The organism is Streptomyces sp. NPDC006259 (assembly GCF_042870975.1).
GTDB lineage: Bacteria > Actinomycetota > Actinomycetes > Streptomycetales > Streptomycetaceae > Streptomyces.
In genome coordinates this window covers 812,839-836,007 of sequence record NZ_JBIAHY010000002.1, presented here as the reverse complement: position 1 = coordinate 836,007, position 23,169 = coordinate 812,839, and the positions used below count along the sequence as shown (strand labels likewise).

Below are 23,169 nucleotides of genomic sequence, written 5' to 3'. Positions count from 1 at the left end.
GGAACCGCCCGCCATGTCACTCGCCCGCGTGCACAACTTCTCCGTCTCACTCGACGGTTTCGCCACCGGTGAGGGTCTGAGCCGTGACGCGCCGTTCGGCCACGCCGGGGAGCGGCTGCACGAGTGGATGTTCGCCACCCGGTGGTGGCACGAGACCTCCGCCCGGCCCGGTGGGACCAGCGGCCTCGACGACGCCCTCGTACGGCGGTTCACGCCCGGAATCGGCGCCGAGATCATGGGCGCAGGCAAGTTCGGATACCCCGGATGGCACGAGGACCCGGAGTGGAAGGGATGGTGGGGACCCAACCCGCCCTTCCACACACCGGCGTTCGTGCTCACCCATCACCCGCGTCCCTCGATCGGGATGGAGGGAGGCACGACGTTCCACTTCCTCGACGCCTCACCCGCGCAGGCGCTCGAGACAGCCCGCGAGGCCGCCGGCGGCCTGGACGTGCGCATCGGCGGGGGACCCAGTACTGTCCGCGACTTCCTGGCCGCCGGACTCATCGACCACATGCACGTCGTGGTGGTCCCCGTCCTCCTCGGCCGAGGCGTACGCCTCTGGGACGGGCTGGAGAACCTGGAGAAGGACTACGAGATCGAAGCCGCATCCTCACCCAGCGGTGTCACCCATGTGACGTTCAGCCGTACGGCACGGTGAGCCGTCCCGCGCGTCACGCCGGGTCCAGGTCGGTGTGCACCAGATGGTGGTCCGAGTACGGGGTGGGCCGCACGTGGTGCTCGCGCGCGGTGACGCCCCGCAAGAACACGTAGTCGAACTTGCTGTGCCAATCGGTGGTCGGCTCGCAGGTCGGTGCGGGCGCGGGCCGACACCGCGGGTCCGCGTCCGCGGCCAGTGCCCACATACGGGTCAGTTCGGGAGCGTCCGGCACCGCGTTGAAGTCGCCGAGAACGATCGCACGGTCGTGCCGGGCCACCTCGGCCGCGAGCACCCGGGTCTGCTCCGCTCGGACCGCTTCCTGACGTCGTTCGGCGAGATGGGTGTTGAAGACCCGGACGGACCGGCCACCCACCATGGTGGTGACCGCAAGGTAGCCGCGGTCCTCGGATCCGCCGTCGGGATATTCCACGCTGACGCGGTCGGTCATCGGTGCCGCCGAGAGCAGTGCCTGGCCGTAGGCCCCCGGACTCCACGGCGCTCCCCCGCAACGGCCCCAGTTCCGCAGAACCGTCCCGTACTCGACGTGGTACACCAGCCCGTAGCGGCTCTCCAGACGATCCCGGATCCTCTCGACGTCACGCACGCACGCTTCCTGCAGGCCGATGACCTGGGGCGCGTACTCGGCGATCGCGGCCGCCCGGTCGACGTCGCTCTGCTCGCAGGGGTTGCAGATGTTCCACGTCATGACCCGGTTCGGGACGACATGCCCGACGGATTCGCCCGGCTGCGGCCTGCTCGAGGGGCCGTCCCCCGGCACGCTGGGGCCGAGGAGCACCACGCAGGCCACGGCCACGGCGCCCACGAGCAACGGCGTGCCTCTTGCGAACACCGCCGCCTCCTCACTCGGACATCTGACAACCGACGTCTCCACGCACGAGGTTACGTGACCGGGTCGTCAGGGAGAGGGCGGAGGTCCGTGACGACGGGAGTCCGTCGCCCTGAGGCCGAGAGGCTCCGGTCCAACCCCGCCCGCGCCCTCCGCGAAACCCGGGGCGCCGACCGTGGAAGGCCGACGCCCCGAGGGGTACGGGAGCGTCAGCTCACGGCACCCACGCGCTCGACGCGCTCGTCGACGCCGTTACGCAGTTCGCTGAGCGTCGTGCCGGGCGGGGCCGTCTTCGGTGTGGAGGAAGGCGGCTGCGTCTCGTCCGCGCAGGTGGTACCCGAGGCCGGGACCTCGAGGTCCACCAGGTAGCCGATGACCGCGTCCGTCGCGCAGGCGCTGCGGCCGAACGCGGTGTGCCCCTCGGCCTGGAAGGTGAGGAGCGAGGCGTTGTCCAGCCGTCGGGACAGCGCCACGGCGTCCTGGTACGGGGTGTCCGGGTCGCCGGTGGTGCCGAGGACGAGGATCGGGGCCGAGCCCTTCGCCCGGTAGGAACCGTCGTAGCGGCTGACGCGCTCGCCGGGCCACTGGACGCAGGCGGTGGCGTGCTGGTGGTCGTACGTCGGAGGGCCGTACGCCATCGCGGGACCGAGCAGCGGCGCCGCCTGCGCGTTGGCCGTGACGTTCCGCTTCAGCAGGCGCAGGTCGCGCGGGTAGTCCCGGTCGACGCACTCGACAGCCACGTTCGGCCCCAGGAAGTCGAAGCTGGCCGGGGACGGCGGCCGCAGCAGGAAGGACGTGTTGTCCCGCAGCTGGGCCTTGCGCAGCGCCGCACCGAAGGAGGGCCAGATGACCTTGCCCTCGTTGATGTTGAACATCAGCCGGTAGACCAGCGTGTAGCCGTTGGCCTGGCCGCCGTTCGCCGTCGTGACGGGGTTGGCGTCCAGGTCGGCCTTCAGCTTCTCGAACGCCGCGCGGGGGTCGCCGTCGCCGAACCCGCAGGTGGCCTGATCGGCGGCGCACCAGTCCAGGAAGCGGCTCATGGCGCCGTCCAGCGCCAGGTACTGCGGCCGGTCGTAGGCGTAGGGGCGGTTGGCGTAGTGCACCGGGTCGTACGCGCCGTCGAGGGTCAGGGCCCGCACCCGCTTGGGGAACATGGCGGCGTACACGGTGCCGATGTACGACCCGAACGACCGCCCGTAGTACGTGAGTTGGCTTTCCCCGAGCGCCTCCCGCAGCAGGTCGATGTCCCGGGCGACGTATTCGGTGCCGATGTAGGGCAGCAGGTCCCCCGCGTTGTCGACGCAGGCCTGGTCGAACTCGGCGGCCTCCCGCAGCGCCGGTTCGAAGGCGTCCGGGCCGGGCACGCCCTTCGCCTCCGTGACGGCCCGGGTGTACCGGGCGTCGTCGAAGCAGGTCAGCGGCGAACTACGGCCCACGCCGCGGACGTCGTAGCCGAAGACGTCGAACGAGTCGCGCAGTGCGGCCGGCAGGTCCGCGTAGTTGTTCCGCACGAAGTCCACACCGGAGTTGCCGGGCCCGCCCGGCTGCATGAAGAGCGTGCCCTTGCGCTTCGTCTGGTCCGCGGCCTTCTTGCGGACCACGGCGAGAGTGATGGTCTTCCCCTGCGGCTTGCGGTAGTCGAGCGGGACGTCCGCGTTCGCGCACTCGAAGCCGCCCTGGCAGTCGGTCCAGGCGAGCGACGGCACGGGCGGCTTCCCGGACGGCTTCGGCGAGGCCGCCGCCTGGCTCGCCGTCCCCGTCACGCCGGCCAGAAGCGCCGTCAGCGCGGCTCCGGCGGCCGTGAACCGTCCGAAGCGTCTCGGTATGCGATGTGGAGTGGTCATGCTCCCTCTTCCCCCTGGGTCGATGTTCGGCCGATCGCCCACTGTGCGAAGTGAGTTCGGTTAACCCAACAGAGGGAAAAAGAGCGCGAGCGGTGCCACCGCCGCCGACTTTCCATCGACCGAATCTCGATCCGGGGCGGGCCCGACTGTCGGACGGGCCCGCGTACCGCGTCCGCCGGGCCACTCCCCGCGCCGTCGCGCCGCCGGAGTCGTCCGCCGGCCCACTCCCCCGCGCCGTCTCCGCCGCCGGAGACGGCGCCGGGTCGACCCGCCGACCGCTGGGCGGACTCCTCCCCCGCACATGGGAACGTACCCATAGAGTGCGGGGCAGCCCTTCGTCGTGCCGAACAGGAGTCGTACGTGAGCGAGCAGACCATCCGCTGGGGAATCCTGGCCACCGGCGGCATGGCCGCCGCCTTCACCGAGGACCTGCTGAGTGAGCCGGGGGCCCGGGTGACCGCCGTCGGGTCGCGGTCGGAGGCCGGCGCGAGGCGGTTCGCGCAGCGGTTCGGCATACCCCGCGCGCACGGCAGCTGGCAGGACCTGGCGGAGGACCCGGAGGTCGACGTCGTCTACGTCGCCACGCCGCACGCCCACCACGTGACGGCCACGACCGCCTGTCTGGAGGCGGGCAAGCCGGTGCTGTGCGAGAAGCCGTTCGCGCTGAGCGGCCGCCAGGCCCGCGTCATGGCCGAACTCGCCGCAGAGCGGGACCTGTTCCTCATGGAAGCGATGTGGACGTACGTCAATCCCCTGATACGCCGCGTCGCGGAACTGGTGGCCGACGGCGCCATCGGCGAGATCCGCGCGCTGCACGCCCACTTCGGGGGGCGGGTGACGGCCCCGCCGGAGCACCGGCTCTGGGACCCCGCCGCCGGCGGCGGCGCCCTGCTGGATCTCGGCACGTATCCGGTCTCCTTCGCGCACCTGCTCCTCGGCGCCCCGGAGACCGTGACGGCGCACGCACGGCTGTCGCCGCAGGGCGTCGACGAGCAGACCGGCATCGTGCTCGGACACGCCGGCGGGGCGATGGCCGTACTGTCGTGCTCCCTGCTCGCCGGCGACGAGCGGCGGGCGGCGGTGTACGGCACGGCGGGACGCGTCGAGATACCGGCCGACTTCTACAACCCGTCCGCCTTCGTGCTGCACCGCGACGGCCACGAGCCGCAGACGTTCGCCGCGCCCCCGCAGCGGGGCAACGGCTACGGCCACCAGGCCCGGGAGGTGATGCGGTGCCTGCGCTCGGGGCTGACCGAGTCGCCGCTGGTGCCGCTGGCCGGCACCCTGGCGATCATGGACACCCTGGACGCGGTCCGCGCGCGGATCGGCGTGCGCTACCCCGGCGAGTGAGCCGCGACACCGACGAGCCCGCCTCCGCGCCCGGCTGACCGGGACGGAGGCGGGCCGGTGGTACGGCACCGTGCGGGGCGGCGATGAGGTGCCGTACCGGGTCTCGGTCAGGCGCCGGGCAGGGTGCCGGTGCGGGCGACCTCCGAGTACCAGCGGGCGCTGGCCTTGGGGATGCGGGTTCCGGTCGGATAGTCGACGTACACGGCGCCGAAGCGCTTGCTGTAGCCGTGCGCCCACTCGAAGTTGTCCAGCAGCGACCACAGGAAGTAGCCGCGCACGTCCGTGCCGTCGGCGATGGCCTGGTGGACGGCGGCCAGGTGGCCGCGCAGGTAGGCGATGCGGGCGGGGTCGTTGACGTTGCCGGCGGGGTCGGCGTAGTCGTCGAAGGCGGCACCGTTCTCGGTGATGACCAGGGGCAGTTCGGGGAAGTCGGACGCCAGGCGGCGCAGGAGGTCGTACAGGCCGCTGGGGTCCACGGCCCAGCCCATCGCCGTGGTGGAGCCGGGGGGCTGGTGGAAGGCGACCTCGTCGGCGGCCGGCCACGGGCTGTGGACGCTCCCGCCGTGCCCGTCCGAGGTGTGGGTGCCGCTGCCGTCGGCACGGGAGACGACGGTGGGCGTGTAGTAGTTGACGCCGAGGAAGTCCAGCGGCTGACGGATCTGGCGGAGGTCGCCGTCGCGGACGAAGGACCAGTCGGTCAGCGCCGCGGTGTCCTTCAACAGGTCCTCCGGATACGCGCCCCGCAGCATCGGTCCGGTGAAGACCCGGTTGGCCAGCGCGTCGATGCGGCGGACCGCGTCGGCGTCGGCGTCGGCGCCGGTGAGCGGTCGGACATGGTGGATGTTGAGCGTGACCGAGCACTGGGTGAGCGCGGGGACGCGGTCGCGCAGTACCTGGACGGCCAGGCCGTGCGCGAGGTTGAGGTGGTGGGCGGCGCGCAGGGCCGCGACGGGGTCGGTGCGGCCGGGGGCGTGCACGCCGGAGCCGTAGCCGAGGAAGGCGCTGCACCAGGGCTCGTTGAGCGTGGTCCAGGTCTTGACCCGGTCGCCCAGGGCGTCGGCGGCCAGGGCGGTGTACTCGGCGAACCGTTCGGCGGTGGCGCGCTCGGGCCAGCCGCCGGCGTCCTCCAGTTCCTGCGGGAGGTCCCAGTGGTAGAGGGTGGCGACGGGCTGGATGCCCTTCTCCAGCAGTTCGTCCACGAGACGCCGGTAGAAGTCGAGCCCCTTCCGCACCGCGGGGCCGCGGCCGGTGGGCTGGATCCGCGGCCAGGCGAGGGAGAAGCGGTAGGCGCCGATGCCGAGGTCGGCCATGAGGGCGACGTCCTCGCGCCAGCGGTGGTAGTGGTCGGTGGCGATGTCACCGGTGTCGCCGTTGCGGACCCGGCCGGGGGTGCGGGCATAGGTGTCCCAGATGGACGGCGCACGACCGTCTTCCGCGGCGGCCCCCTCGATCTGGTAGGAGGCGGTCGCGGAGCCCCAGAGGAAGCCCTCCGGAAAGGTGCGGGGGGCATCCGGGGCGGAGGCGGTCTGCTGTGCTGCGGTGACCACGGGAGTCCTTTCGAGGTGGGGTGTTCGGGGGTGGACGGCGGCGGGGTGCGGCGGCGGGGTGCGGCAGCCGAAGGACGGCGGTCGGTCGCGGACAAAGGCCGGTGGTCGTCCGGGGGGCGGGAGTCGCGGGTCAGCGGTCGTCTCGGGGCCGGAGTCGCGGGTCAGCGGTCGTCCCGGGGCCGGAGTCGCGGGTCAGCCCGCGGGCCGGTGCGGCGGGTCGGCCTCTGACGGCATCCGCCGTGATGTCGCTGACGGTCTGGCGGCCGAACGCGACGAACCTGGCCGGCGGCGGCAGCGTACCGAGGAGACGCCCGCCATGATCAAGGACTGGTCCCGGACGCCTTGCAGTCCAGTCCGTCTTCCCGCCGCCCGGTCTTCCCGCCGCCCGGCGCCGAGTCGTCGCTGCCTCCGCAGGTTACGACGGGCGCGAGGGCACCGGCGGCCGCGACGACCGCGTCCGCTCTGGTGCGCGCGGACCTGGGGACCGTGTTCATGTTTCCTCCTTCAAGCGACGGCGCTGACACACACACCGGAGTGGCGATGCGGTGAGGGGCGCGGGGTGCGGCGGGACCATGGGTGGGCACGTTCCCATCAGAGAGTGGGAACGTGCCCACTCGCGAATGGGAACGTGCCCACCCGACGGATGGAAGACTCGTAGCAGCGAACGCTCATGTCAATGACCTCGAAACGATTCGTTGCCGAACCGGGCGCCTGTCCTTCGCTTCGTGACCTCTCGAGGGTGCTGCCGCCGAGGCGGCGTCTGCCACAATTGCCGCTGGTCACGTCCGCGGCGCCGGCGCCGCGGGAGCCGCTCGGAGGAGCACATGCCAGGGAACCGCCAGCCCACGATCAAAACGGTCGCCGCCCGCGCCGGGGTAGGGCGGACCACGGTGTCCCGCGTCATCAACGGCTCCGACCTCGTCAGCGCGGAGGCCCGCGAGCGGGTGCTGGCGGCGATCAAGGAGCTGAACTACATCCCCAACTCGGTGGCCCGAGGCCTGGTGACCAGCCGTACCGACTCGGTGGCCCTGGTCATCCCGGAGTCCGAGAGCCGACTCGGCTCGGAGCCGTTCTTCGCCGCCCTGATCCGCGGGGTGAGCGCGGCGCTCGCCGAAACCGGCACCCAGTTGCAGTTGACACTCGTCCGCGACCAGCTCGAACGGGACCAGCTGACCGCCTCGGTGGCGACCCGGCGGGTCGACGGGGTGCTGCTGGTCTCGGTCCACGCGAACGACCGGTTGCCCGACATCCTGGAGGAGATGGGGCTGCCCACCGTGCTGGCCGGCCGTCGGGAAGAACGGGAGCGACTCAGCTACGTCGACTCCGACAACGCCGGGGGCGCCGCCGCGGCCGTCGGGCATCTGCTGGACAGAGGGCGCCGTCGCGTCGCCACCATCACCGGGGCGCTCGACATGGACGTCGGCCGCAGCCGGCTCGCCGGCTGGCGCGACGCCCACCACGAGGCGGGGGTGCGGGCCGACGAACGCCTGGTCGAGGGAGGGGACTTCACCGAGGAGGGCGGCCGTCGAGCCATGCGTTCGCTACTTGAACGAGTGCCGGATCTGGACGCCGTGTTCGCCGCCTCGGACCTCATGGCCGTCGGCGCCCTCGCAGAACTGCGCCGCCACCAGCGGCAGGTACCGGGCGATGTCGCCGTCGTCGGGTTCGAGGACTCCGTCCTCGCCCGCCACACCGACCCCCCGCTGACCACGGTGCGTCAACCCGTCGAGGAACTGGGCCGGACGATGGTCCGGATCCTGACCGACATCACGCGACGCGGTGCGGGCCGTCAGCAGTTGACGCTGCCGACCGAACTGGTGGTCCGCGAGTCGTCGTGACGTCCGTCGTACCGCGACCCAAGGACGTCTTGGTCGGCACCCCTCTTCCAGGACAACGGAGCCACACGCCCTCCTCCGCGGCAGGCGGGCCCTCCACGGACGGGAATGTCCGGTCGCGGGCGGCTCACGGAGGGGCGGCGGCTGCGCGACGCGCTCCTCGGGCTGGTGTCCTTGCGTTGGACTCAGGCTGGCGTCCTTCGGTTGGACCGGGCTGGCGTCCTTCCATGGCGCTCCGATGACAGGCCGACCAGGTGCGGGGCCGGGCCGGAGGACTCGGTGGTCCCTCCGGACGCGCCGCCGGCTGCCGGGTGGGCCGAGCGAAGAACTCGGCCGGGCTCGCCACGAGGGCGAGCCCGGCCAGGTACGGGGTCATCCCGAAGGACTCGGGCCTCCTCCGGACGCGCTGCCGGGTGGCCGGAGCCGGCTGCCGGGCGGGCCGGAGCGACGGCGTCGGTGCTCCCTCCGGAGGCGCCGTCGGCCGCGGACCTGCCGACGGCCCCGCACCGTGCCGCCGGCAGCGCTGCCGGCGGCACGGTGCGGGTTCACGGCCGTCAGGTGGTGCTGAGCATGCCTTCGCGCAGGTGGGCCAGGAGACGCGAGATCAGCCGCGAGACGTGCATCTGGGAGACGCCGAGGCGTTCGCCGATCTGCGCCTGGGTCAGCTCCTCCACGAACCGCCAGTGGATGATCTTGCGGTCCCGCTCGTCGAGCGCGGCGATCATCGGCGCCAGGGCCTGGAAGTCCTCGATCAGGCCGAGGGAGGCGTCCTCGTCGCCGATGAAGTCCGCGAGCGCGGCCTCGCCGTCCTCGCTGCCGTTGATCGCCGCGTCCAGGGAGGCCGAGGTGTAGCCGTTGGAGGCCAGCTGGGCCTCCACGACCTCGTCCTCCGGCAGGCTCATCAGCTCGGCGAGTTCCTTGGTCGTAGGCGTACGGCCCAGTCGGCTGCGCAGCTCCTCGTTGGCGCGGGCGAGCTGGACACGGGCTTCCTGAAGTCGGCGCGGGACGTGCACGGCCCAGGAGGTGTCGCGGAAGAACCGCTTGATCTCACCGACGATGTAGGGGACGGCGAAGGAGGTGAACTCGACTTCGCGGGTCAGCTCGAACCGGTCGATCGCCTTGATGAGGCCGATCATGCCGACCTGGACGATGTCCTCCATCTGCTCCGGCCCGCGGCTGCGGAACCGGCCGGCCGCGTAGCGGACCAGGGACATGTTCATCTCGATCAGCGTGTTGCGCGCGTACTGGTACTCGGGGGTGCCCTCCTCCAGCAGCGCCAACTGGTCGAAGAACAGCTTCGACAACTCCCGCGCGTCCCTCGGCGCGACCTTGGAAGGGTCCTCGATCGCCGGAACGCCCACCGTCTGCCCGGTGGTCTGCACGGTCGTCGCCATGATCTGCCCCTCCCAGTCGGCCGGCGCTGTCTTCGCCGGTCCCTAGTTCCGCAAGCTCGCGGCTACCCCGGCAACCGACGAGCATTCCTCGAATCCTCAGTGATTTTTTTTCACCGCGTGCCGTGGCGGGGGTGCGGGCTCGTCTCGTCCGCCCGCCACGGCAGGCGGACGCGTCCCGGTGGGGGACGGTCATGGCCGGGCGTGATCGAGGAACCAGGCCATGGCGGCTCGGGCTGCTCCCGACAGGGCACCGGCAAGCGCGGCGGTGACCAGGCGGACGTGTTCGGTACGGGTGAGGCGACGCGGAGAGGTACGGGACATCGGCTGTCCTTTCGGCACGGGATGGGACGGGCGGCGGTCGCGGAGACCGGTCGGTGCGCGCCCCGCCGTTGGGACGAGCGTTCCTCAACGGCCGTAGCCACAGCCGAGTGGCGATGAGCCGCCGTCCCGGTCCGCCGCGCGTCGCGGTTCACGGGGTGCCCTCTTCGGGGGTGGGGAATGATGGGGGCGATGAGTGGCGACGGGCAACCCGGTGGGCCGGTTCGCAGGCCGCGCCCTGTCGGGCGCCCGAGGGTGCCGCCGGGGCCACTGCGCGAGCTGAAGGACCTTCTGTACGAGGTGTATCTCGCGGCCGGCGCTCCGAGCCTGGACGTCGTCACCGCTCTCATCGCCGCCGACGACGACGCTCCGGGAGCCCCCGCGCGGGACTCGGTGCACCGGATCCTGTCGGCGCCCGCGTTACCGCCGTCACAGGCGGACGTGGTCGCCGTCGCCACCGTGCTGGCGCGCGAGGCCCGCTGGGACCCGGCGGACACGGTGGCGCGGGCGCGCACCCTGTGGGTACGGGCCGGGACGGCCCGACCACTGGGGACCCCGGTCGGTGACCTGAGTGACCCCTTCGCCTTCGAGGTGCACGCCTCGATCGACACGGGCACCGGCGCACCGACCGACGCGGACGTCGGAGCGCCGACCGACACGGGCACCGGCGCACCGACCGAGGACCTGCCGCTGCTGCCGACGTACGTCGGACGGGCGCACGACGCCCGGCTGGCCGAGGCCGTCGCTCGCGCCGTCGGCGGGCGCAGCACGCTGGCGGTGCTGGTCGCCGGGTCCTCGACGGGCAAGACGCGCGCCTGCTGGGAAGCCGTGCGGGCGTTGCCCGCCGACTGGCGGTCGTGGCATCCCGCGGATCATCCGCGCCCCGCGTCCTTCCTGCGGGACGCCGGACGGATCGGGCCGCGGACGGTGGTGTGGCTCGACGAGACCGAGCTGTACCTGCTTCCCGAGGAGGCCGGTGAGCGCGTCGCCGGGGCGCTGCGCGGAATGCTCCACGACCCCGCCCTGGCCCCTGTCCTGGTTCTGGGCACGATCTGGCCCGAGCACTGGCAGTCACTGTGCGCTGCGGCGGTGCCTGGACGGCCCGATCCGCACGCCGAGGCGCGTCGGTTGCTCACCGGCCGCGGCATCGAGGTGCCCGACGCGTTCACCGAGGAGGAGATGCCCGCGCTCGCCGCGGCGGCTCGGGAGGACTCCCGTCTCGCCCAGGCCCTGCACAACGCCTCGGAGCGGCGGATCACCCAGTACCTGGCCGGGGTCCCGGTGTTGATGGAGCGGGTCCGTACGGCGCCGGCTCCGGCGCGGGCCCTCGTCCTGGCCGCCGTCGAACTGCGCACGCTCGGTCTGGGCCCCGATCTTCCCGAGCGGTTGCTCACGGCCACCGCACCCGCCTACCTGAGCGCGGCGCAGTGGGACGAGGCGCACCAGGAGGGAGCGGCCGGCTGGCCGGACGGATTCCTCGCCCACCTCACCCGCCCGGCACGCGGTGTTCCGGGGCCGCTCGTGCCCGTGCGTCCCCGCCCGGGTCAGACCCCGCTCTCCGAGACCCACTACCGGCTGGCGGACTATCTGTGGCAGACGGCCGCCGATCTTCGTGCGCCGTTCGCGGACGGCCCCGCCGCCTTCGCCCGAGCGCTGCTGGGCCGGGCCACCGACGCGGAGTTGGCCGTCCTGTCCCGCTCGACGCCCGGCCAGGCCGCGTACTTCGCCCGTCTGCACCGTGAGGGCCGACAGACGGGCAAGGCGGTCTCCTGGCTCACCGCGCGGCTCGGTCGTACGAACGGGCGGCTCTGGTCGATCATGATCTGTACGGAGTTGAAGAAGGCCGCCTCCTTCTGGGAGGCGCTGTGCTGGGCGGAGGTACTGGCCGAAGCGGACCACGAACCGGACGCCCTGCTCGACACACTCGGCACGGCACGTGTCAGCGGTCGGCTGGACCAGGCGCTGGAGTGGATCGACGACGCCCTCGCCTCGGGCCACCCCTCCGGGCCGCGTTACGCGGAAGCGGGCGCCCGGCAACTCCTCCATGAGGAACGGCTTTCCGAGGCGGCGGCCTACTACCGGCGAGCCGGGCCGGGGCTCGATCTGCCGTTCCACCTGTGGTGGTTGGTGGCGCGACTGGCACGACAGGGGCACACCGGTGAGGCGTACGGCGCGCTGCGACCCCACCTCGACGCCGGGGACCGTACCGCGCGGTGGGTCGCCGAGGAACTCGGGCTGGAGAGCGGGTAGCCGCCGGTCACTGGGGCGCTGGCCACTGCGGTGGCGGCGGGAGCGACTGCGGCCAAGGGGGCGGAACCGTCAGGCGCGGGCGGTGAGGGGGCGGCGGAACTGCCCGGGCGGCGGAGCTGTCCGGAGCATCCGTCCTCGCTCGGTCCTCCGCCGCGCGGCCCTCGCTCGGTCCTCCGCCGCGCGGCCCTCGCTCGGTGCTCCGCCGCGCGGCGCGCACCGGGCAGCGCGGCTCCACGTCCTCGACAGCGTCCAGACCGGCGACCTGCGCACCGGACCGACGGATCCCCTCGCAGGGCCCCTGTGGCACGATTCCCCCTCAGCCACACCGTTTGGGGGACGATATGCGCACTCGCGCCTCGATCATCATCGCCGCGACGCTTCTCACGCTCACCGCCTGCTCCTCCGGCGAAGACGGCGCCCCGGCGGCGAGCGACTCAGGGCCGGCCGACGCCGAGCAGACCGTCGCCGTCCCGGAGGCGCACGAGGGCGACGACCTGGAGGCAGCCGCGGCCGTCTACACCTCGGCCTACTTCGCGGCCGACACCGACACCGCGTACGGCATGCTCTCCGCACGCTGCCGGGAGAAGACGGGAGCGGAGGCCTACGCCGCCGTCGTCGAGCAGGCGAAGACCGACTACGGGCCGGACCACCCGGCGACCGACGTGCGGGCCGAGGTGTCCGGCAAGCTCGGGCGCGTCAGTTACAAGGTGCGGGGACTGCCCGAGTTCGACCAGCGGGCGCAGCCGTGGACGCTGGAGGACGGCGGTTGGAAGTACGACGCCTGCTGACTTCTCCCGCGGTGTTCCGGGCAGGCCTCGGCGGACGGGGTCGGCCATGAGCGGGCGTGGACGCCCCTTCTTCTCCGTGCCCTGTTCCGTGGGGATGTCCGACCCCTGTTCGCGCCGCCCGGTGTCACGCGCCCGCGGCCGTGGACGGGTCGCCGTGCGAGGATCCGGCCCAGTCCGCGACCGTTCGTGCGACAGCCTCCCGGTGATCCGACAGGAAGAAATGGCCGCCCGGGAAGGATTCCAGCCGGAACTCCGCCGAGGTGTGGGTTTTCCAGGCGGCGGCCTCTTCCGGTGACACCCGCGGGTCCTGCTCGCCGGTGAGGCACAACAGGGGTGCGTCCAGGACCGCTTCACCGCTGGGGCGGTACCGTGCGACCGCGCCGTAGTCGTTGCGGAGCGACGGCAGGAACACCTCCATGATCTCCGGGTCGTTCACGAACTGCGCCTGGGTGCCACCGAGTCGGGCGAGGTCGTCGAGGATCTCGCGGTCCGTGGTGGCGTACGCGTGGACGCGGGGCACCGAGGGGGCGCTCCGCCCGGAGACGACCAGCCGGCAGGGTGCCACGGGCTCCTCGGCGGCCAGTCGCAGCGCCGTCTCGAAGGCCACGCTCGCTCCCATGCTGTGGCCGAAGATCACGAGAGGCACCGGGGCGGTCGCGAACTGCCGCAGAATCGGCAGCAGGTGGTCGGCGAGGCTCTCGACGGTGGGCACGAGGGGCTCGTCCAGGCGCTCCTGCCGTCCGGGGTACTGGACTGCGGAGAGGTCGAATCCGGCTGGGAAATGCCGTACGAACGGCGCGAAGAAGGAGGCGGCACCGCCGGCATGCGGACAGAACACCACGTGGGCGGTGGGCTGTCCGACCCGGCGCAACACACGAATCCAACGGTCCCGACCCGTCATTCAATCTCCCCCTCGTTCGTTCGGCGCCCTCGCCCCCACACTGTCACTGCCGCCGCGCCCCGCGCGAGGAGCTCCCTCACCGATCTGGATCACAATGCCGCAGTCCATGCGATCCACGTCATAGCGCCGTGGTGCCTAGCGGCGCGGGCGCCAGTGCCTTCTCGCCGGTGTCTACCCTGGAGGGGTGGGGGCGCGTCCTCGTGCGCCGGCGGACACGGTCGATGACGGGTGCGTACTGGCGGGCGGCTGTACGGTGCCGCCGTTCTGCCGCACGCGCCTTGCTCACCAGGCATACGGTGTTGCTCATGACGCATGACAACGGTGAGCTGGACAGCCTGGTACGCAGACGGATCCGTGCGCTGCGCGTGGCTCAGGGCTGGTCCCTGGAGGAACTGGCCACGCGCGCCAACATCAGCCAGTCCACGCTGTCCCGCATCGAGAACGGCCGGCGCCGCCTGGCCCTGGACCAGCTCGTCACCCTCGCCCGCGCCCTGGACACCTCGCTCGACCAGCTGGTGGAGACCGCCGCCGACGACGTCATCTCCCACCCGATGATCGACGCGGCTCACGGGACGATGCGCTGGCTCCTCAAGGCCGAGCCGGGCATGACCGTCGTACGCCAGCGGATGACCGGCCCGCCGCCCGACAATCCCGCGCGGATGCGGGCCCACCCCGGCCGCGAATGGCTCGTCGTCCTGTCCGGCACCGCGATCCTGCTCCTGGGCAACCGGCGCCTTCGGATCGAGACCAACCAGGCGGCGGAGTTCCCCACGATGCTCCCGCACGCCATCGGCGCCGAGGGCGGACCCTGCGAGGTCCTCGGCCTCTTCGACCGCGACGCCCGCCGCGGCCATCAGCGCGCCGAGGAAGCCGACCGAGGGAACCGCTCCTCACCATGACGTTTGCGTCTCCCGCCCGTCGGCGGGCCATCTCCTTGCGTACTCCGCAACGCACCGGGGCATCGGTGGACCGGCCGCCTAGCGTGGCCGCATGAACCAGCCCACCCCGGACACCGCGCACCTCGGCGCACGCCACACCCACCCGCACGACGCGGCCGACCAGACGGAGATCCTCGACCTGGACGCGGAAGTACTCGCCGAACACACCGCGTCCCTCACCGACTGGCTGCCGATCGAGACCGGCCCCCGCCACATCGTCGACCTGGGCTGCGGGACCGGAGCCGGCACTTTCGCTCTGCTCCAGCGCTTTCCGGGGGCCGAGCTGACAGCCGTCGACTCCTCGACCGCGCATCTGCGGCGTCTGCGGGAGAAGGCGGCCGCCGCCGGAGCGGCCGAGCGCGTACGCGTCGTCCAGGCCGACCTGGACGCCGCGACGTGGCCGGACCTCGGGAGGCCTGAGCTGGTGTGGGCGTCCGCCTCCCTGCATCACATGGCCGATCCCGACCGGACCCTGCGCCAGGTCCACGACCTGCTGGCACCGGGCGGGCTGCTCGCCGTCGTCGAGTTGGCCGGCTTCCCCCGGTTCCTGCCCGCGGACGCCCCGGAAGGTGCTCCCGGTCTCGAGGAGCGCTGCCACGCCGCGCTCGACCGCCGCCATGCCGATCACGTCTCCCACCGGGGGGCCGACTGGGGTCCCAAGCTGACGGACGCCGGCTTCACCGTCGTGGGCGAACGCACCATCACCGTCGACACCGGCACGCTCCGCTCCGACGTGGCAGGCCGCTACGCGCTGAGCGGTCTGCGGCGCATGCGCGACGGCATCGCCTCCGTCCTGGCGGCCGAGGACCTGACCGCCCTCGACCGACTGCTGGACGACGACAGCCCGCACAGCGTCCTGCGCCGCGGCGACCTGACGGTGCGCACCGAGCGCACCGTGTGGGCGGCGCGACGCACCTGACCCGGGGTGTTCGGGTCACCCGGAGCACGATGCGTCATCCCTCGCGCGGGTGATGACCGCCGCGCGGGCGGTCTCGTTCCGTGTGAGGACGCCCGGCGTCGTGGCCCCGTCCCGGTCCGGGAGCCGCGACGGGCGCATCGGAGCCCCCGGCCGCCGACCTGCGCAGTGGGCGCGGCGCCCGGATGCAGGAGCACCGGGTGATGTCGCTGGTCGTCACCGCGCCGCTCACCGTCTTCCGCACGGCCTTGCGATGCGCCAAGGCATCGGCCGCCGGTTGCGCCGGTCGCCCGGTCCGCGCGAGAGCGCCGGCTTGCCACCGGCCGTCTGCGAGGCCGTCGGGTCGGGGTCGGTGGCGTCGTCCATCTCCTCGTTCGCCAAGGCCCCTCACCCGTGTGGTCGTCTCCGAGAAGCTTGACGGCTGTGGCTCCTGCGCACAGAAATCACCAAAGATGACCGAGGTGATTGACGCGCACGGGACCACGTCCTACCTTCTGACCGACTTCCCGAACCGCGTTCGAAATGTCGACCAGTCTTCCGTTCCCTCCTCCCCCCTTGACGTCGTCCTGAGGGCCGCGCACACCCCTTGGAGAACGCATGACACCCCGTCCCCTCCCCTCCCGCCGTCTCGTTCTCGGCATGGCCGCCGCGACACCCCTGGCCATGACCGGCGCCCTGACGCTCGGCGCCGGCACCGCGCACGCCGCCGACTCGGCGTACGTGATGTGCTATTTCACCGAGTCGACCAGCCTCGGCGAGGGAACCGACTACGGCCTCCACCTCGCCGTCAGCACGGACTCGCTGAACTGGATGCCGCTCAACCAGAACAACCCGGTGGTCGCCCCCACCGAGGGCGCCCTCGGCCTGCGCGATCCCTTCGTCCTGCGCAGGCAGGACGGCACCTTCGTGGTCCTCGCCACCGACCTCAAGGGCACGAACTGGAACTACGTCAGCCAGTACATCCACGTCTGGTACTCCACCGACCTGCGCACCTTCACCGGTTACCACCGGCTGAAGCTGCACGACATGAACACCCACAGCTGGGCGCCCGAGGCGTTCTGGGACGCGGGCCGCGGCCAGTACGCGATCATCTACTCCGCCGTCAACGCCAGCGGCCACAACGTCATCATGGTCAACTACACGACCGACTTCGTCACCGCCTCCGCCCCCCAGGTCTTCTTCGACCCCGGCTACGACGTGATCGACGGTGACATGGCCGTCGGCGTGAACGGCGTCAACTACCTGTACTTCAAGAAGAACCAGACGCTCGTCGGCGCCAGGTCCACCTCCCTCGCCCCGGGCAGCTTCACGGAGTTCACCACCGGCGTCGCCCACGGCGGCACCGAGGCCCCGACCCTCGTCAAGTCCCTGACGTCGGCGAACTGGTACCTCTGGGGCGACACCTACACGCCCAACGGCGTCTTCTACGCCTGGCAGTCCACCGACCTCGCGGCGGGCACCTGGACGGCGCTCGACCAGAGGACCTACACCCAGCCGCTCAACTCCAAGCACTGCGGGATCACCACGATCACGAGCGCCCAGTACGACAACCTCGTCGCCAAGTGGGGCGCCCCCACCTGGAACCGCCTCAAGTCGTACAGCCACCCGGCCCGTTATGTCCGGCACGCCAACTACGTGGGCCGCATCGACGAGTATCCGATCGACCCGCCCACCGACTCCCAGTGGAAACTGGTCCCGGGTCTCGCCGACGGCACAGGAGTCTCCTTCCAGTCGGTCAACTACCCGACCCGCTACCTGCGCCACTACAACTACCAGCTCCAACTGGACGCCGACGACGGCACGTCGACGTTCGCGGCGGACGCGACGTTCTCCCGCACGGCGGGCCTGGCGGACGCGAGTTGGGCGTCGTTCCGGTCGTACAACTACCCGACCCGCTACATCCGCCACTCGAACTACGTGCTGCGCATCGACCCGATCTCCACGACCACGGACCGACAGGACGCGACCTTCCGAGTCGGATACTGACCGCGGAGCACGCTCGCAGCCGCGGCGCCCGTCCCAGGTACCCGCGGGCCCAGGTGGGTGGTGCGGTGGGAGATTCGCCGCAGGTGGTACGGCGCCACCTGCGGCGTGGGCGGCCTACACCCCGCTCGTCCGGGCCGCAGCGTCCTCCGTTCCCGTCCCGGTGAGGTCCGGCCGGTCGGCGCGGCGCTGTCGCAGGGCGGCCGCGAGCAGGGTGATCACCGTGCCGGCGAGCGCCCAGCCCGACAGCACCAGCAGCGAGGCGGTCATGTCGTTCCCGCCGAAGTAGGCGATCGACCGTGCGGACGAGGTGCCCGCACCCGGGGGCAGGGCCGGACCGATCGCCTGCCAGAACGGCGGCAGCATCGGCAGCGGGAAGGCGCCGCCCGCGCTCGGGTTGCCCAGGATGACGACAAGCAGGATCGCCAGGCCGATCCCGATGACGCCGAAGAGTCCCTGGAGGGCGAGCGTCGCCGCCCCCACCGCGAAGGTGATCAGCGCGCCGAGCCACCACAGCGCCACCACACTGCCGGGCAGGGCGCCCAGGACCGGCCCGACGATGACCGCGCCACCGAGCCCGCCGACGATCGAGACCAGTGCCATCGTGCCCAGTCTGATCGCGGCGCGGGTCGGATCGGCCGGGCGGGCGCCGGTGCTGATGGCCAGGATGGAGGCGCACAGGTAGCCGCCGACGCACCAGCCGATGACCAGGTAGAACGAGGACAGTCCGTTGAAGTCGCGGGAGGAGACCGGAACGACGTCGACCGTGCGCACGGTCCGTCCCTGCGACTTCTCCACGGTGGTGGCGAGCGTCTCCAGCGCGGCGGCGAGGGTCCTGCCCCCGCCGGAGGCGACCAGCAGGACGTCCGTGTGTCCGGCCGGCTCCACCACGAGAGCACCGTCGATGTCCCGGTTCATGATCTTCTTCCGGGCCGTCGCCTCGTCGGACATCGGACGCGGGTCCAGCGGCGAGCCCGGCAGCCCGTCGAGGCGGGCGACCGCCTGCTCGGCCGCGGCCCGCGGGCCGACGACCCCGAAGGGCACGTCCTTGAGCCTGGGATCGTGCAGCGCCCCCACGTAGGAGGCGATGAACAGCAGCTGAAGGGCGAGTACGCCGATCACCAGCAGCGTGGCCCGTGCGGTCACGGCGTCCTTCACCTCGGACAGGGTGCTCTGTGTCATGGGTCCAACGGTCCGTGGCGGCCGGCGTTCCCGCAGGCGGGACACGTCCGAACGGCTGTGGACGCCGCCGCGTCCCGGCCGCTCACCGACCCGTGACCGGCTTGATCATCACGCGCACGGCTGCCCGGAAGAGTGACGAAGAAACCAGGGAAATCAGCCGTATGTTCCGCCGTTCCACGGGCACGAGGAGCCACGGAGGTTGATAACTATGGTTCCCCTGCTTCTTGTTCTGCTCCTGGCCCTGATCCTCTTCGGCGCGGGTTTCGCGCTGAAGGCACTGTGGTGGATCGCCGTCATCGTGCTGGTCGTCTGGCTGCTGGGCTTCGTGGTGCGCTCCGTGGACGCGGGCGGCCGCAAGGGCCGCTGGTATCGATGGTGACCCGCTGAGGAACGGCAGTAGCCCCGTGGGCCCCGGGAATTCCCGGGGCCCACGGGCATTCCTCCTGAGGCACCTGCTCCCTCCGGACGGAGGACGGCACCGGTCTTCCCGAACGGGATCGGCCGCTACTTCGGGCCGCGGGCGGCGCCATCTCCGCCGGGCGCGTCCGACAGAGCGATGCGGGCGGTGATGCGCTTGCCGACCCCCTCCTGCCGGACGGTGAGGTCCTCGGCGACGGCCTTGACGATCTCCAGGCCGTGCTGGCCGATCCTGCCGGGGTCGGCGGCGCGTGCGGCGGGAACCGTGGGATCGCTGTCCCACACGACCACCTCCACGCTGGCGTCGACGACGCGCAGTTCCATCAGCACGGGGCCGGGGGCGTACTTGCGGGCGTTGGTGACCAGCTCGCTGACCACCAACTGCGTCAGATCCATCGCGCGGGCGGACACCTCCAGGTGATGGCCGCCGCGAGCCTGCTCGAGGAACGCGACGGCGTGGTGGCGGGCCTCGGCGATGCAGCCGTCGTCCCCGCCCAGCGCGAAGCCGGCGTGCAACGAGGGGTCGCCGGGCGTCCTACAGTCCCCACCGTCGACCTCGGATCCCACGAGCATCGCCTCATTTCCCCGTTCCCGTGAGCGCAGATATCCCACCAGGTGACTACGTATGCCCCGGATGTACCGTCCGGAACGGCCGATCGGGTGCACGCGGCCCAAACGGTGAGGCAGAATCGCCCACGCATGGTCCTGACCCGGGGCTACCTTAAGCGCAGTCGAGGAGACAGTGAGCGACAACCCCCAACCGAACCGGCCGGACCAGCTGTCCATCGAGCAGAGTGTGGTCGACGGCGTTCGTGTCGTGACCGTGGTCGGCGAGATCGACCATGACGTCAAGAACGTGCTCACCGAGGCCCTCCTGCCGCCGAGCGGTGCGGTGTCACCGTCCCGGATCGTGGTGGATCTCAGCGGCGTCACCTTCATGGACTCCAGTGGCATCAACGTCCTCGTCGGCGCTCACCGGGCCGTCAGTGACACCGAGGGGTGGCTGCGCATCGCGGGCGCGCAGGATTCCGTCCTGCATGTTCTGCGCATCGTCGGGATCGACGAGGTCATCTCCTGCCACGCCACCCTCGAGCAGGCCCTGAGCAGCCCCTGACCCCTCTCCTCGGCACCGTGGGGCCGACCCTCGCTCGCACAGACGTTTGATCACGATCGGCGGGGCAACTCGTACACGTACGAATCGCCTCGCCGCTTTCGTGTGCGCGTCTTCCGGCGGACAGCGGGAGAGGAGGCGGTACCCGCGTGTCCGGCAAGGGGATGGGTGATGACGGTAGCGCAGCGGCAAGGCGGCGGCGGAGGTTCCAGTGGGCTCTACGACGTCCTGGAGCTGATCCTCGACCGCGGGTTGGTGATCGACGCGTTCATACGGGTCTCCCTGGTGGGCATCGAGATACTCAAGATCGACATACGGATCGTGGTCGCCAGCGTCGACACCTACCTGCGCTTCGCCGAGGCCTGCAACCGTCTCGATCTCGAGTCCGGTCCGCGCAAGCCGGCGGGTCTCACCGAGCTGCCCGGAAAGATGATGGAGTCCGGTGCCCGGGGCAAGACCAAGGGGGTTCTGTCCGGTGCCGCGGAGACGGTCGCCGAAGCCTTCCAGCAGGCCCGTGGCCAGGGCCAGGACCAACGGTCCGGTGTGCGGCGGAGCAGCGACTGAGGCGTCGGCACCGGCCCGAGGAGGCCGTCTTGCGCCCCCTCAGCCCGTGACGGGAAGCGCCGCACGGCCGACACGCCGTCCGCGGCCGCCGCCCTGGCGCTGAGCCCGGCCCCGACAGGGCCGGCCTGGAGCCGACCCGCACCCGTGCCGGTCCTCCTGGCCGGCAAGAGGAGTCGGTGAGCCGCCGACGGCACCCGCACTCAGGTCGATTCCTGCCGGGGGCCAAGGCATCCACGCCGGCCCACGCCCGGCCTCAGCGCCTCCTACGCCGGCCAGGAACCGGTCAACCGGGTGGCCGACCGGCTCGGTGACGGCGGCAAGGGCGCCGCGGCCACCCCAGAGCCCGCACCCGACCTGAACCCGCACCCGACCCGGGCCCGCACCACGTCGGTGACAGCGGGCCCCGAGAGCTGCCCCGTCACCTGTGGATCACTCGTGCGGGCGATGCCACAGAACGGGCAGGGATGCTTCGACCGGTTGCGGAAAGACGTATGGGCGAACAGTCAGGAGGATGTCGTGGCCCATGAGTTCGCGTTGGGAGAGGTCCTGGCGGCTGCTGAGGACGCCGCGCCCATGGACTCCGTGGATGTCGTCGCACGCAACGTGCAGAAGCGTTTCGGAGCCGTCTCCGTCTCCTTCCTGTTCCTGGATTTCGTCGGTCAGCAACTCGTGCGGCTCACCGCCGCCGACGACGCCGAAGCCGGCGGTACCAGCCAGGTGCGCATCCCCCTGCAAGGCAGTGTCTATCAGGCGGTCCTCCAGGACCAGCGGCTGCACCAGGAGCGGGACGCCGAGGGCCGGCAGCGGGTCATCGCACCGGTCACCAACCGTGGCGACTGCATCGGTGTCCTGGAGATGACGCTCCCCCACACCGACGCCGAGGTGCTCCGCCACGTCGCGGAGGCGGCCCACGCCCTCGCGTACATCATCGTCACCGACCGGCGCTTCACGGACGCCTACCAGTGGGGACAGCGCACCGCGCCCCTGACCCTCGCCGCGGAGATCCAGCATCAGCTGCTCCCCTCCGCCTCCTGCTGCGAAGCGCCCCAGTTCACCATCGCCTGCGCGCTCGTGCCCGCGGACGACATCGGCGGGGACACCTACGACTACAGCCTGGACCGCGACACCCTGCACCTGTCTCTGACCGACGCCATGGGGCACGACGTCAACTCCGCCCTGTTGGCCACTCTCCTGCTCGGCGCCCTGCGCGGCGCCCGTCGCGCGGGGTGCAACGTCGACGCCCAAGCACATCAGGCCCACCAGGCGCTTCTGTCGCACGGCCGCGGCACCATGGCGACCGGACTACTGCTCTGCGTCGACCTCCCGCGGGCGCGCGTCGAACTGATCAACGCCGGCCATCCCTGGCCCCTGCGCCTGCGCGACGGCGACGTGGAGGAGGTCCCCCTCTCCATCAACCTGCCCTTCGGGGTCCCCTCCCCCATCCCCTACCGCGTCCAGGAATTCGACCTGCGCCCCGGCGACCGACTCCTTCTGATCACCGACGGCATGCAGGACCGGGAGGCGGCCGCGGTCGACCTGCCGGCACTGCTTCGCAGAACCCGCCATCTCCATCCCAGACAGACGGTCCAAACGCTGACCGAGGCGGTGAAGGAGGCGTGCCACGGCCGTCCCCAGGACGACGCCAGCGTCATCTGCCTGGACTGGTACGGCGACACCGGCGCTCCCTGACGCGCACGCGGCCGGCGCATCACACCGTGCGCCCGACACGCTTCGACGGCAGGCTGGCCGTATGGACGGCAAGCAGCCCATCGTGATCTACCCGCCCGCCGAAGACGGCGGCAGACGTGTCCGGGTCAACGAGCGGTTCGTCGGGCTGGCGTACGGAATGCTGGACGTCGTCGAGTTCCTGCGTCTCGCCGGCCTGGATGACGTGGACGACGTATGGGTGCGGCAGTCGGGGCTGGTCGAGTGGCGCGGAGGCGGCCCGGAGGCGTGGACGCACTGACGAACCGGCGCAGTCGGCAGTCGACCCTCGCTCCGGCCGGCTCCGGTCCGGGCGGGCCGCGTGGACGCGCCGCACGCCGGACCGAAGGGCGCCCGGTCACGGGTGGGGAGAGGCCATGGCCGACGACTGCTCCTCCGGGGGGCCGGAGGCCCTCGCTCTGCGTGGTGCCCGTGCCGCGGGGCACACCGGGACCTTCGGCCGCGGCCACGCGGACCGGCCTCACGAAACGGCTCCGGGCGGGGCCCCCGGGGGGGGGGGGGGGGCCCCCCCCGGGGCCCCCCCCCGCGCGGCGCGCCCCGCCCCCCGGTTTCGGTACTGGGAAGGGGAGGCACCCCCCGCAATGGCCCCCCCCCGGCC

Annotated in this window: 22 protein-coding genes and 1 pseudogene; 13 read left to right on the top strand and 10 right to left on the bottom strand. The window is 71.9% G+C overall.

Annotation, left to right across the window (positions count from 1 at the left end):
- Nucleotides 1–13: 13 nt before the first annotated feature.
- Nucleotides 14–661, top strand: coding sequence for a dihydrofolate reductase family protein (locus ACFYO5_RS09635; protein ID WP_388706215.1), 648 nt, complete (start codon nt 14–16; stop codon nt 659–661).
- 13 nt (nt 662–674) lie between these two features.
- Here the strand turns inward: ACFYO5_RS09635 and ACFYO5_RS09630 are convergent, their stop codons facing one another.
- Complete coding sequence (locus ACFYO5_RS09630; protein WP_388706212.1) at nt 675–1,511, bottom strand: endonuclease/exonuclease/phosphatase family protein; 837 nt, start codon at nt 1,509–1,511, stop codon at nt 675–677.
- A 206-nt stretch (nt 1,512–1,717) separates the two neighbouring features.
- The gene (locus tag ACFYO5_RS09625; RefSeq protein ID WP_388706210.1) at nt 1,718–3,352 is read right to left on the bottom strand and encodes an alpha/beta hydrolase; all 1,635 of its coding nucleotides are present in this window, start codon (nt 3,350–3,352) and stop codon (nt 1,718–1,720) included.
- A gap of 360 nt (nt 3,353–3,712) precedes the next feature.
- On the opposite strand from ACFYO5_RS09625, the gene ACFYO5_RS09620 reads away from it, so the two are divergent.
- A complete protein-coding gene (locus ACFYO5_RS09620; RefSeq protein ID WP_388706207.1) occupies nt 3,713–4,702 on the top strand; it encodes a Gfo/Idh/MocA family protein in 990 nt (329 codons plus the stop codon).
- A 107-nt stretch (nt 4,703–4,809) separates the two neighbouring features.
- On the opposite strand, the gene ACFYO5_RS09615 is transcribed toward ACFYO5_RS09620, so the two are convergent.
- The 3 genes and pseudogenes from ACFYO5_RS09615 to ACFYO5_RS09605 form a co-directional block, all read right to left on the bottom strand.
- The gene (locus tag ACFYO5_RS09615; protein WP_388706205.1) at nt 4,810–6,249 is read right to left on the bottom strand and encodes a GH1 family beta-glucosidase; all 1,440 of its coding nucleotides are present in this window, start codon (nt 6,247–6,249) and stop codon (nt 4,810–4,812) included.
- A gap of 220 nt (nt 6,250–6,469) precedes the next feature.
- Nucleotides 6,470–6,588 (bottom strand): annotated as a pseudogene (locus ACFYO5_RS09610) (carbohydrate ABC transporter permease); the annotation flags it as partial.
- The gene (locus ACFYO5_RS09605) at nt 6,570–6,743 is read right to left on the bottom strand and encodes a hypothetical protein (protein ID WP_388706202.1); all 174 of its coding nucleotides are present in this window, start codon (nt 6,741–6,743) and stop codon (nt 6,570–6,572) included. The pseudogene ACFYO5_RS09610 and the gene ACFYO5_RS09605, both read right to left, overlap by 19 nt.
- 330 nt (nt 6,744–7,073) lie before the next feature.
- On the opposite strand from ACFYO5_RS09605, the gene ACFYO5_RS09600 reads away from it, so the two are divergent.
- On the top strand, nt 7,074–8,087 hold the full coding sequence (locus ACFYO5_RS09600; protein WP_388706199.1) for a LacI family DNA-binding transcriptional regulator: 1,014 nt from the start codon (nt 7,074–7,076) through the stop codon (nt 8,085–8,087).
- Between the two features lie 551 nt (nt 8,088–8,638).
- Here ACFYO5_RS09600 and ACFYO5_RS09595 read toward each other — a convergent pair.
- Nucleotides 8,639–9,478 (bottom strand): RNA polymerase sigma factor SigF, encoded by an 840-nt coding sequence (locus tag ACFYO5_RS09595; RefSeq protein ID WP_388706196.1) that lies wholly within the window; start codon nt 9,476–9,478, stop codon nt 8,639–8,641.
- Between the two features lie 189 nt (nt 9,479–9,667).
- Nucleotides 9,668–9,799, bottom strand: a complete 132-nt coding sequence (locus ACFYO5_RS09590; protein ID WP_388706193.1) for a hypothetical protein — start codon at nt 9,797–9,799, stop codon at nt 9,668–9,670.
- A gap of 252 nt (nt 9,800–10,051) precedes the next feature.
- On the opposite strand from ACFYO5_RS09590, the gene ACFYO5_RS09585 reads away from it, so the two are divergent.
- The gene (locus ACFYO5_RS09585) at nt 10,052–12,046 is read left to right on the top strand and encodes a hypothetical protein (RefSeq protein WP_388706192.1); all 1,995 of its coding nucleotides are present in this window, start codon (nt 10,052–10,054) and stop codon (nt 12,044–12,046) included.
- Nucleotides 12,047–12,387: 341 nt separating this feature from the next.
- Nucleotides 12,388–12,834 (top strand): hypothetical protein, encoded by a 447-nt coding sequence (locus tag ACFYO5_RS09580; protein ID WP_388706191.1) that lies wholly within the window; start codon nt 12,388–12,390, stop codon nt 12,832–12,834.
- Nucleotides 12,835–12,958: 124 nt separating this feature from the next.
- Here the strand turns inward: ACFYO5_RS09580 and ACFYO5_RS09575 are convergent, their stop codons facing one another.
- Complete coding sequence (locus tag ACFYO5_RS09575) at nt 12,959–13,672, bottom strand: thioesterase II family protein (RefSeq protein ID WP_388706190.1); 714 nt, start codon at nt 13,670–13,672, stop codon at nt 12,959–12,961.
- Between the two features lie 368 nt (nt 13,673–14,040).
- Between ACFYO5_RS09575 and ACFYO5_RS09570 the strand changes: the two genes are divergently transcribed.
- The 3 genes from ACFYO5_RS09570 to ACFYO5_RS09560 all read left to right on the top strand — a co-directional run bounded on the left by ACFYO5_RS09570 (nt 14,041) and on the right by ACFYO5_RS09560 (nt 17,575).
- Entirely contained in the window at nt 14,041–14,634 is a 594-nt protein-coding gene (locus tag ACFYO5_RS09570; protein ID WP_388706188.1) for a helix-turn-helix domain-containing protein, read from the top strand.
- Nucleotides 14,635–14,725: 91 nt separating this feature from the next.
- Nucleotides 14,726–15,592 carry a class I SAM-dependent methyltransferase gene (locus tag ACFYO5_RS09565; RefSeq protein ID WP_388706186.1) on the top strand — a complete coding sequence of 289 codons (867 nt, stop codon included), beginning with the start codon at nt 14,726–14,728 and terminating at the stop codon, nt 15,590–15,592.
- Nucleotides 15,593–16,186: 594 nt separating this feature from the next.
- Nucleotides 16,187–17,575, top strand: a complete 1,389-nt coding sequence (locus ACFYO5_RS09560) for a glycoside hydrolase family 43 protein (protein WP_388706183.1) — start codon at nt 16,187–16,189, stop codon at nt 17,573–17,575.
- Nucleotides 17,576–17,689: 114 nt separating this feature from the next.
- Here the strand turns inward: ACFYO5_RS09560 and ACFYO5_RS09555 are convergent, their stop codons facing one another.
- Nucleotides 17,690–18,754: a DUF3533 domain-containing protein gene (locus tag ACFYO5_RS09555; protein WP_388706180.1), complete on the bottom strand. Its 1,065-nt coding sequence runs from the start codon at nt 18,752–18,754 to the stop codon at nt 17,690–17,692.
- 208 nt (nt 18,755–18,962) lie between these two features.
- Between ACFYO5_RS09555 and ACFYO5_RS09550 the strand changes: the two genes are divergently transcribed.
- A complete protein-coding gene (locus ACFYO5_RS09550; RefSeq protein WP_356564896.1) occupies nt 18,963–19,133 on the top strand; it encodes a hydrophobic protein in 171 nt (56 codons plus the stop codon).
- Between the two features lie 125 nt (nt 19,134–19,258).
- Here the strand turns inward: ACFYO5_RS09550 and ACFYO5_RS09545 are convergent, their stop codons facing one another.
- On the bottom strand, nt 19,259–19,744 hold the full coding sequence (locus ACFYO5_RS09545; RefSeq protein ID WP_388706177.1) for an ATP-binding protein: 486 nt from the start codon (nt 19,742–19,744) through the stop codon (nt 19,259–19,261).
- A gap of 169 nt (nt 19,745–19,913) precedes the next feature.
- Between ACFYO5_RS09545 and ACFYO5_RS09540 the strand changes: the two genes are divergently transcribed.
- The 4 genes from ACFYO5_RS09540 to ACFYO5_RS09525 all read left to right on the top strand — a co-directional run bounded on the left by ACFYO5_RS09540 (nt 19,914) and on the right by ACFYO5_RS09525 (nt 22,812).
- The gene (locus ACFYO5_RS09540; RefSeq protein ID WP_388706175.1) at nt 19,914–20,285 is read left to right on the top strand and encodes an STAS domain-containing protein; all 372 of its coding nucleotides are present in this window, start codon (nt 19,914–19,916) and stop codon (nt 20,283–20,285) included.
- Nucleotides 20,286–20,453: 168 nt separating this feature from the next.
- Complete coding sequence (locus ACFYO5_RS09535) at nt 20,454–20,846, top strand: gas vesicle structural protein GvpA (RefSeq protein WP_356564890.1); 393 nt, start codon at nt 20,454–20,456, stop codon at nt 20,844–20,846.
- A 573-nt stretch (nt 20,847–21,419) separates the two neighbouring features.
- On the top strand, nt 21,420–22,535 hold the full coding sequence (locus ACFYO5_RS09530) for a PP2C family protein-serine/threonine phosphatase (RefSeq protein ID WP_388707174.1): 1,116 nt from the start codon (nt 21,420–21,422) through the stop codon (nt 22,533–22,535).
- 61 nt (nt 22,536–22,596) lie between these two features.
- Nucleotides 22,597–22,812, top strand: coding sequence for a hypothetical protein (locus ACFYO5_RS09525; protein WP_388706171.1), 216 nt, complete (start codon nt 22,597–22,599; stop codon nt 22,810–22,812).
- Nucleotides 22,813–23,169 lie beyond the last annotated feature (357 nt).

Bases quoted from the DNA above. Each gene is read 5' to 3' on its own strand.
- ACFYO5_RS09550 (WP_356564896.1), top strand. From the start codon at position 18,963: ATGGTTCCCCTGCTTCTTGTTCTGCTCCTGGCCCTGATCCTCTTCGGC.
- ACFYO5_RS09580 (WP_388706191.1), top strand. From the start codon at position 12,388: ATGCGCACTCGCGCCTCGATCATCATCGCCGCGACGCTTCTCACGCTC.
- ACFYO5_RS09530 (WP_388707174.1), top strand. From the start codon at position 21,420: ATGGACTCCGTGGATGTCGTCGCACGCAACGTGCAGAAGCGTTTCGGA.
- ACFYO5_RS09545 (WP_388706177.1), bottom strand. From the start codon at position 19,744: ATGCTCGTGGGATCCGAGGTCGACGGTGGGGACTGTAGGACGCCCGGC.
- ACFYO5_RS09570 (WP_388706188.1), top strand. From the start codon at position 14,041: ATGACGCATGACAACGGTGAGCTGGACAGCCTGGTACGCAGACGGATC.
- ACFYO5_RS09605 (WP_388706202.1), bottom strand. From the start codon at position 6,743: ATGAACACGGTCCCCAGGTCCGCGCGCACCAGAGCGGACGCGGTCGTC.
- ACFYO5_RS09600 (WP_388706199.1), top strand. From the start codon at position 7,074: ATGCCAGGGAACCGCCAGCCCACGATCAAAACGGTCGCCGCCCGCGCC.
- ACFYO5_RS09535 (WP_356564890.1), top strand. From the start codon at position 20,454: ATGACGGTAGCGCAGCGGCAAGGCGGCGGCGGAGGTTCCAGTGGGCTC.
- ACFYO5_RS09555 (WP_388706180.1), bottom strand. From the start codon at position 18,754: ATGACACAGAGCACCCTGTCCGAGGTGAAGGACGCCGTGACCGCACGG.
- ACFYO5_RS09635 (WP_388706215.1), top strand. From the start codon at position 14: ATGTCACTCGCCCGCGTGCACAACTTCTCCGTCTCACTCGACGGTTTC.
- ACFYO5_RS09565 (WP_388706186.1), top strand. From the start codon at position 14,726: ATGAACCAGCCCACCCCGGACACCGCGCACCTCGGCGCACGCCACACC.
- ACFYO5_RS09595 (WP_388706196.1), bottom strand. From the start codon at position 9,478: ATGGCGACGACCGTGCAGACCACCGGGCAGACGGTGGGCGTTCCGGCG.
- ACFYO5_RS09625 (WP_388706210.1), bottom strand. From the start codon at position 3,352: ATGACCACTCCACATCGCATACCGAGACGCTTCGGACGGTTCACGGCC.
- ACFYO5_RS09590 (WP_388706193.1), bottom strand. From the start codon at position 9,799: ATGTCCCGTACCTCTCCGCGTCGCCTCACCCGTACCGAACACGTCCGC.
- ACFYO5_RS09525 (WP_388706171.1), top strand. From the start codon at position 22,597: ATGGACGGCAAGCAGCCCATCGTGATCTACCCGCCCGCCGAAGACGGC.
- ACFYO5_RS09560 (WP_388706183.1), top strand. From the start codon at position 16,187: ATGACACCCCGTCCCCTCCCCTCCCGCCGTCTCGTTCTCGGCATGGCC.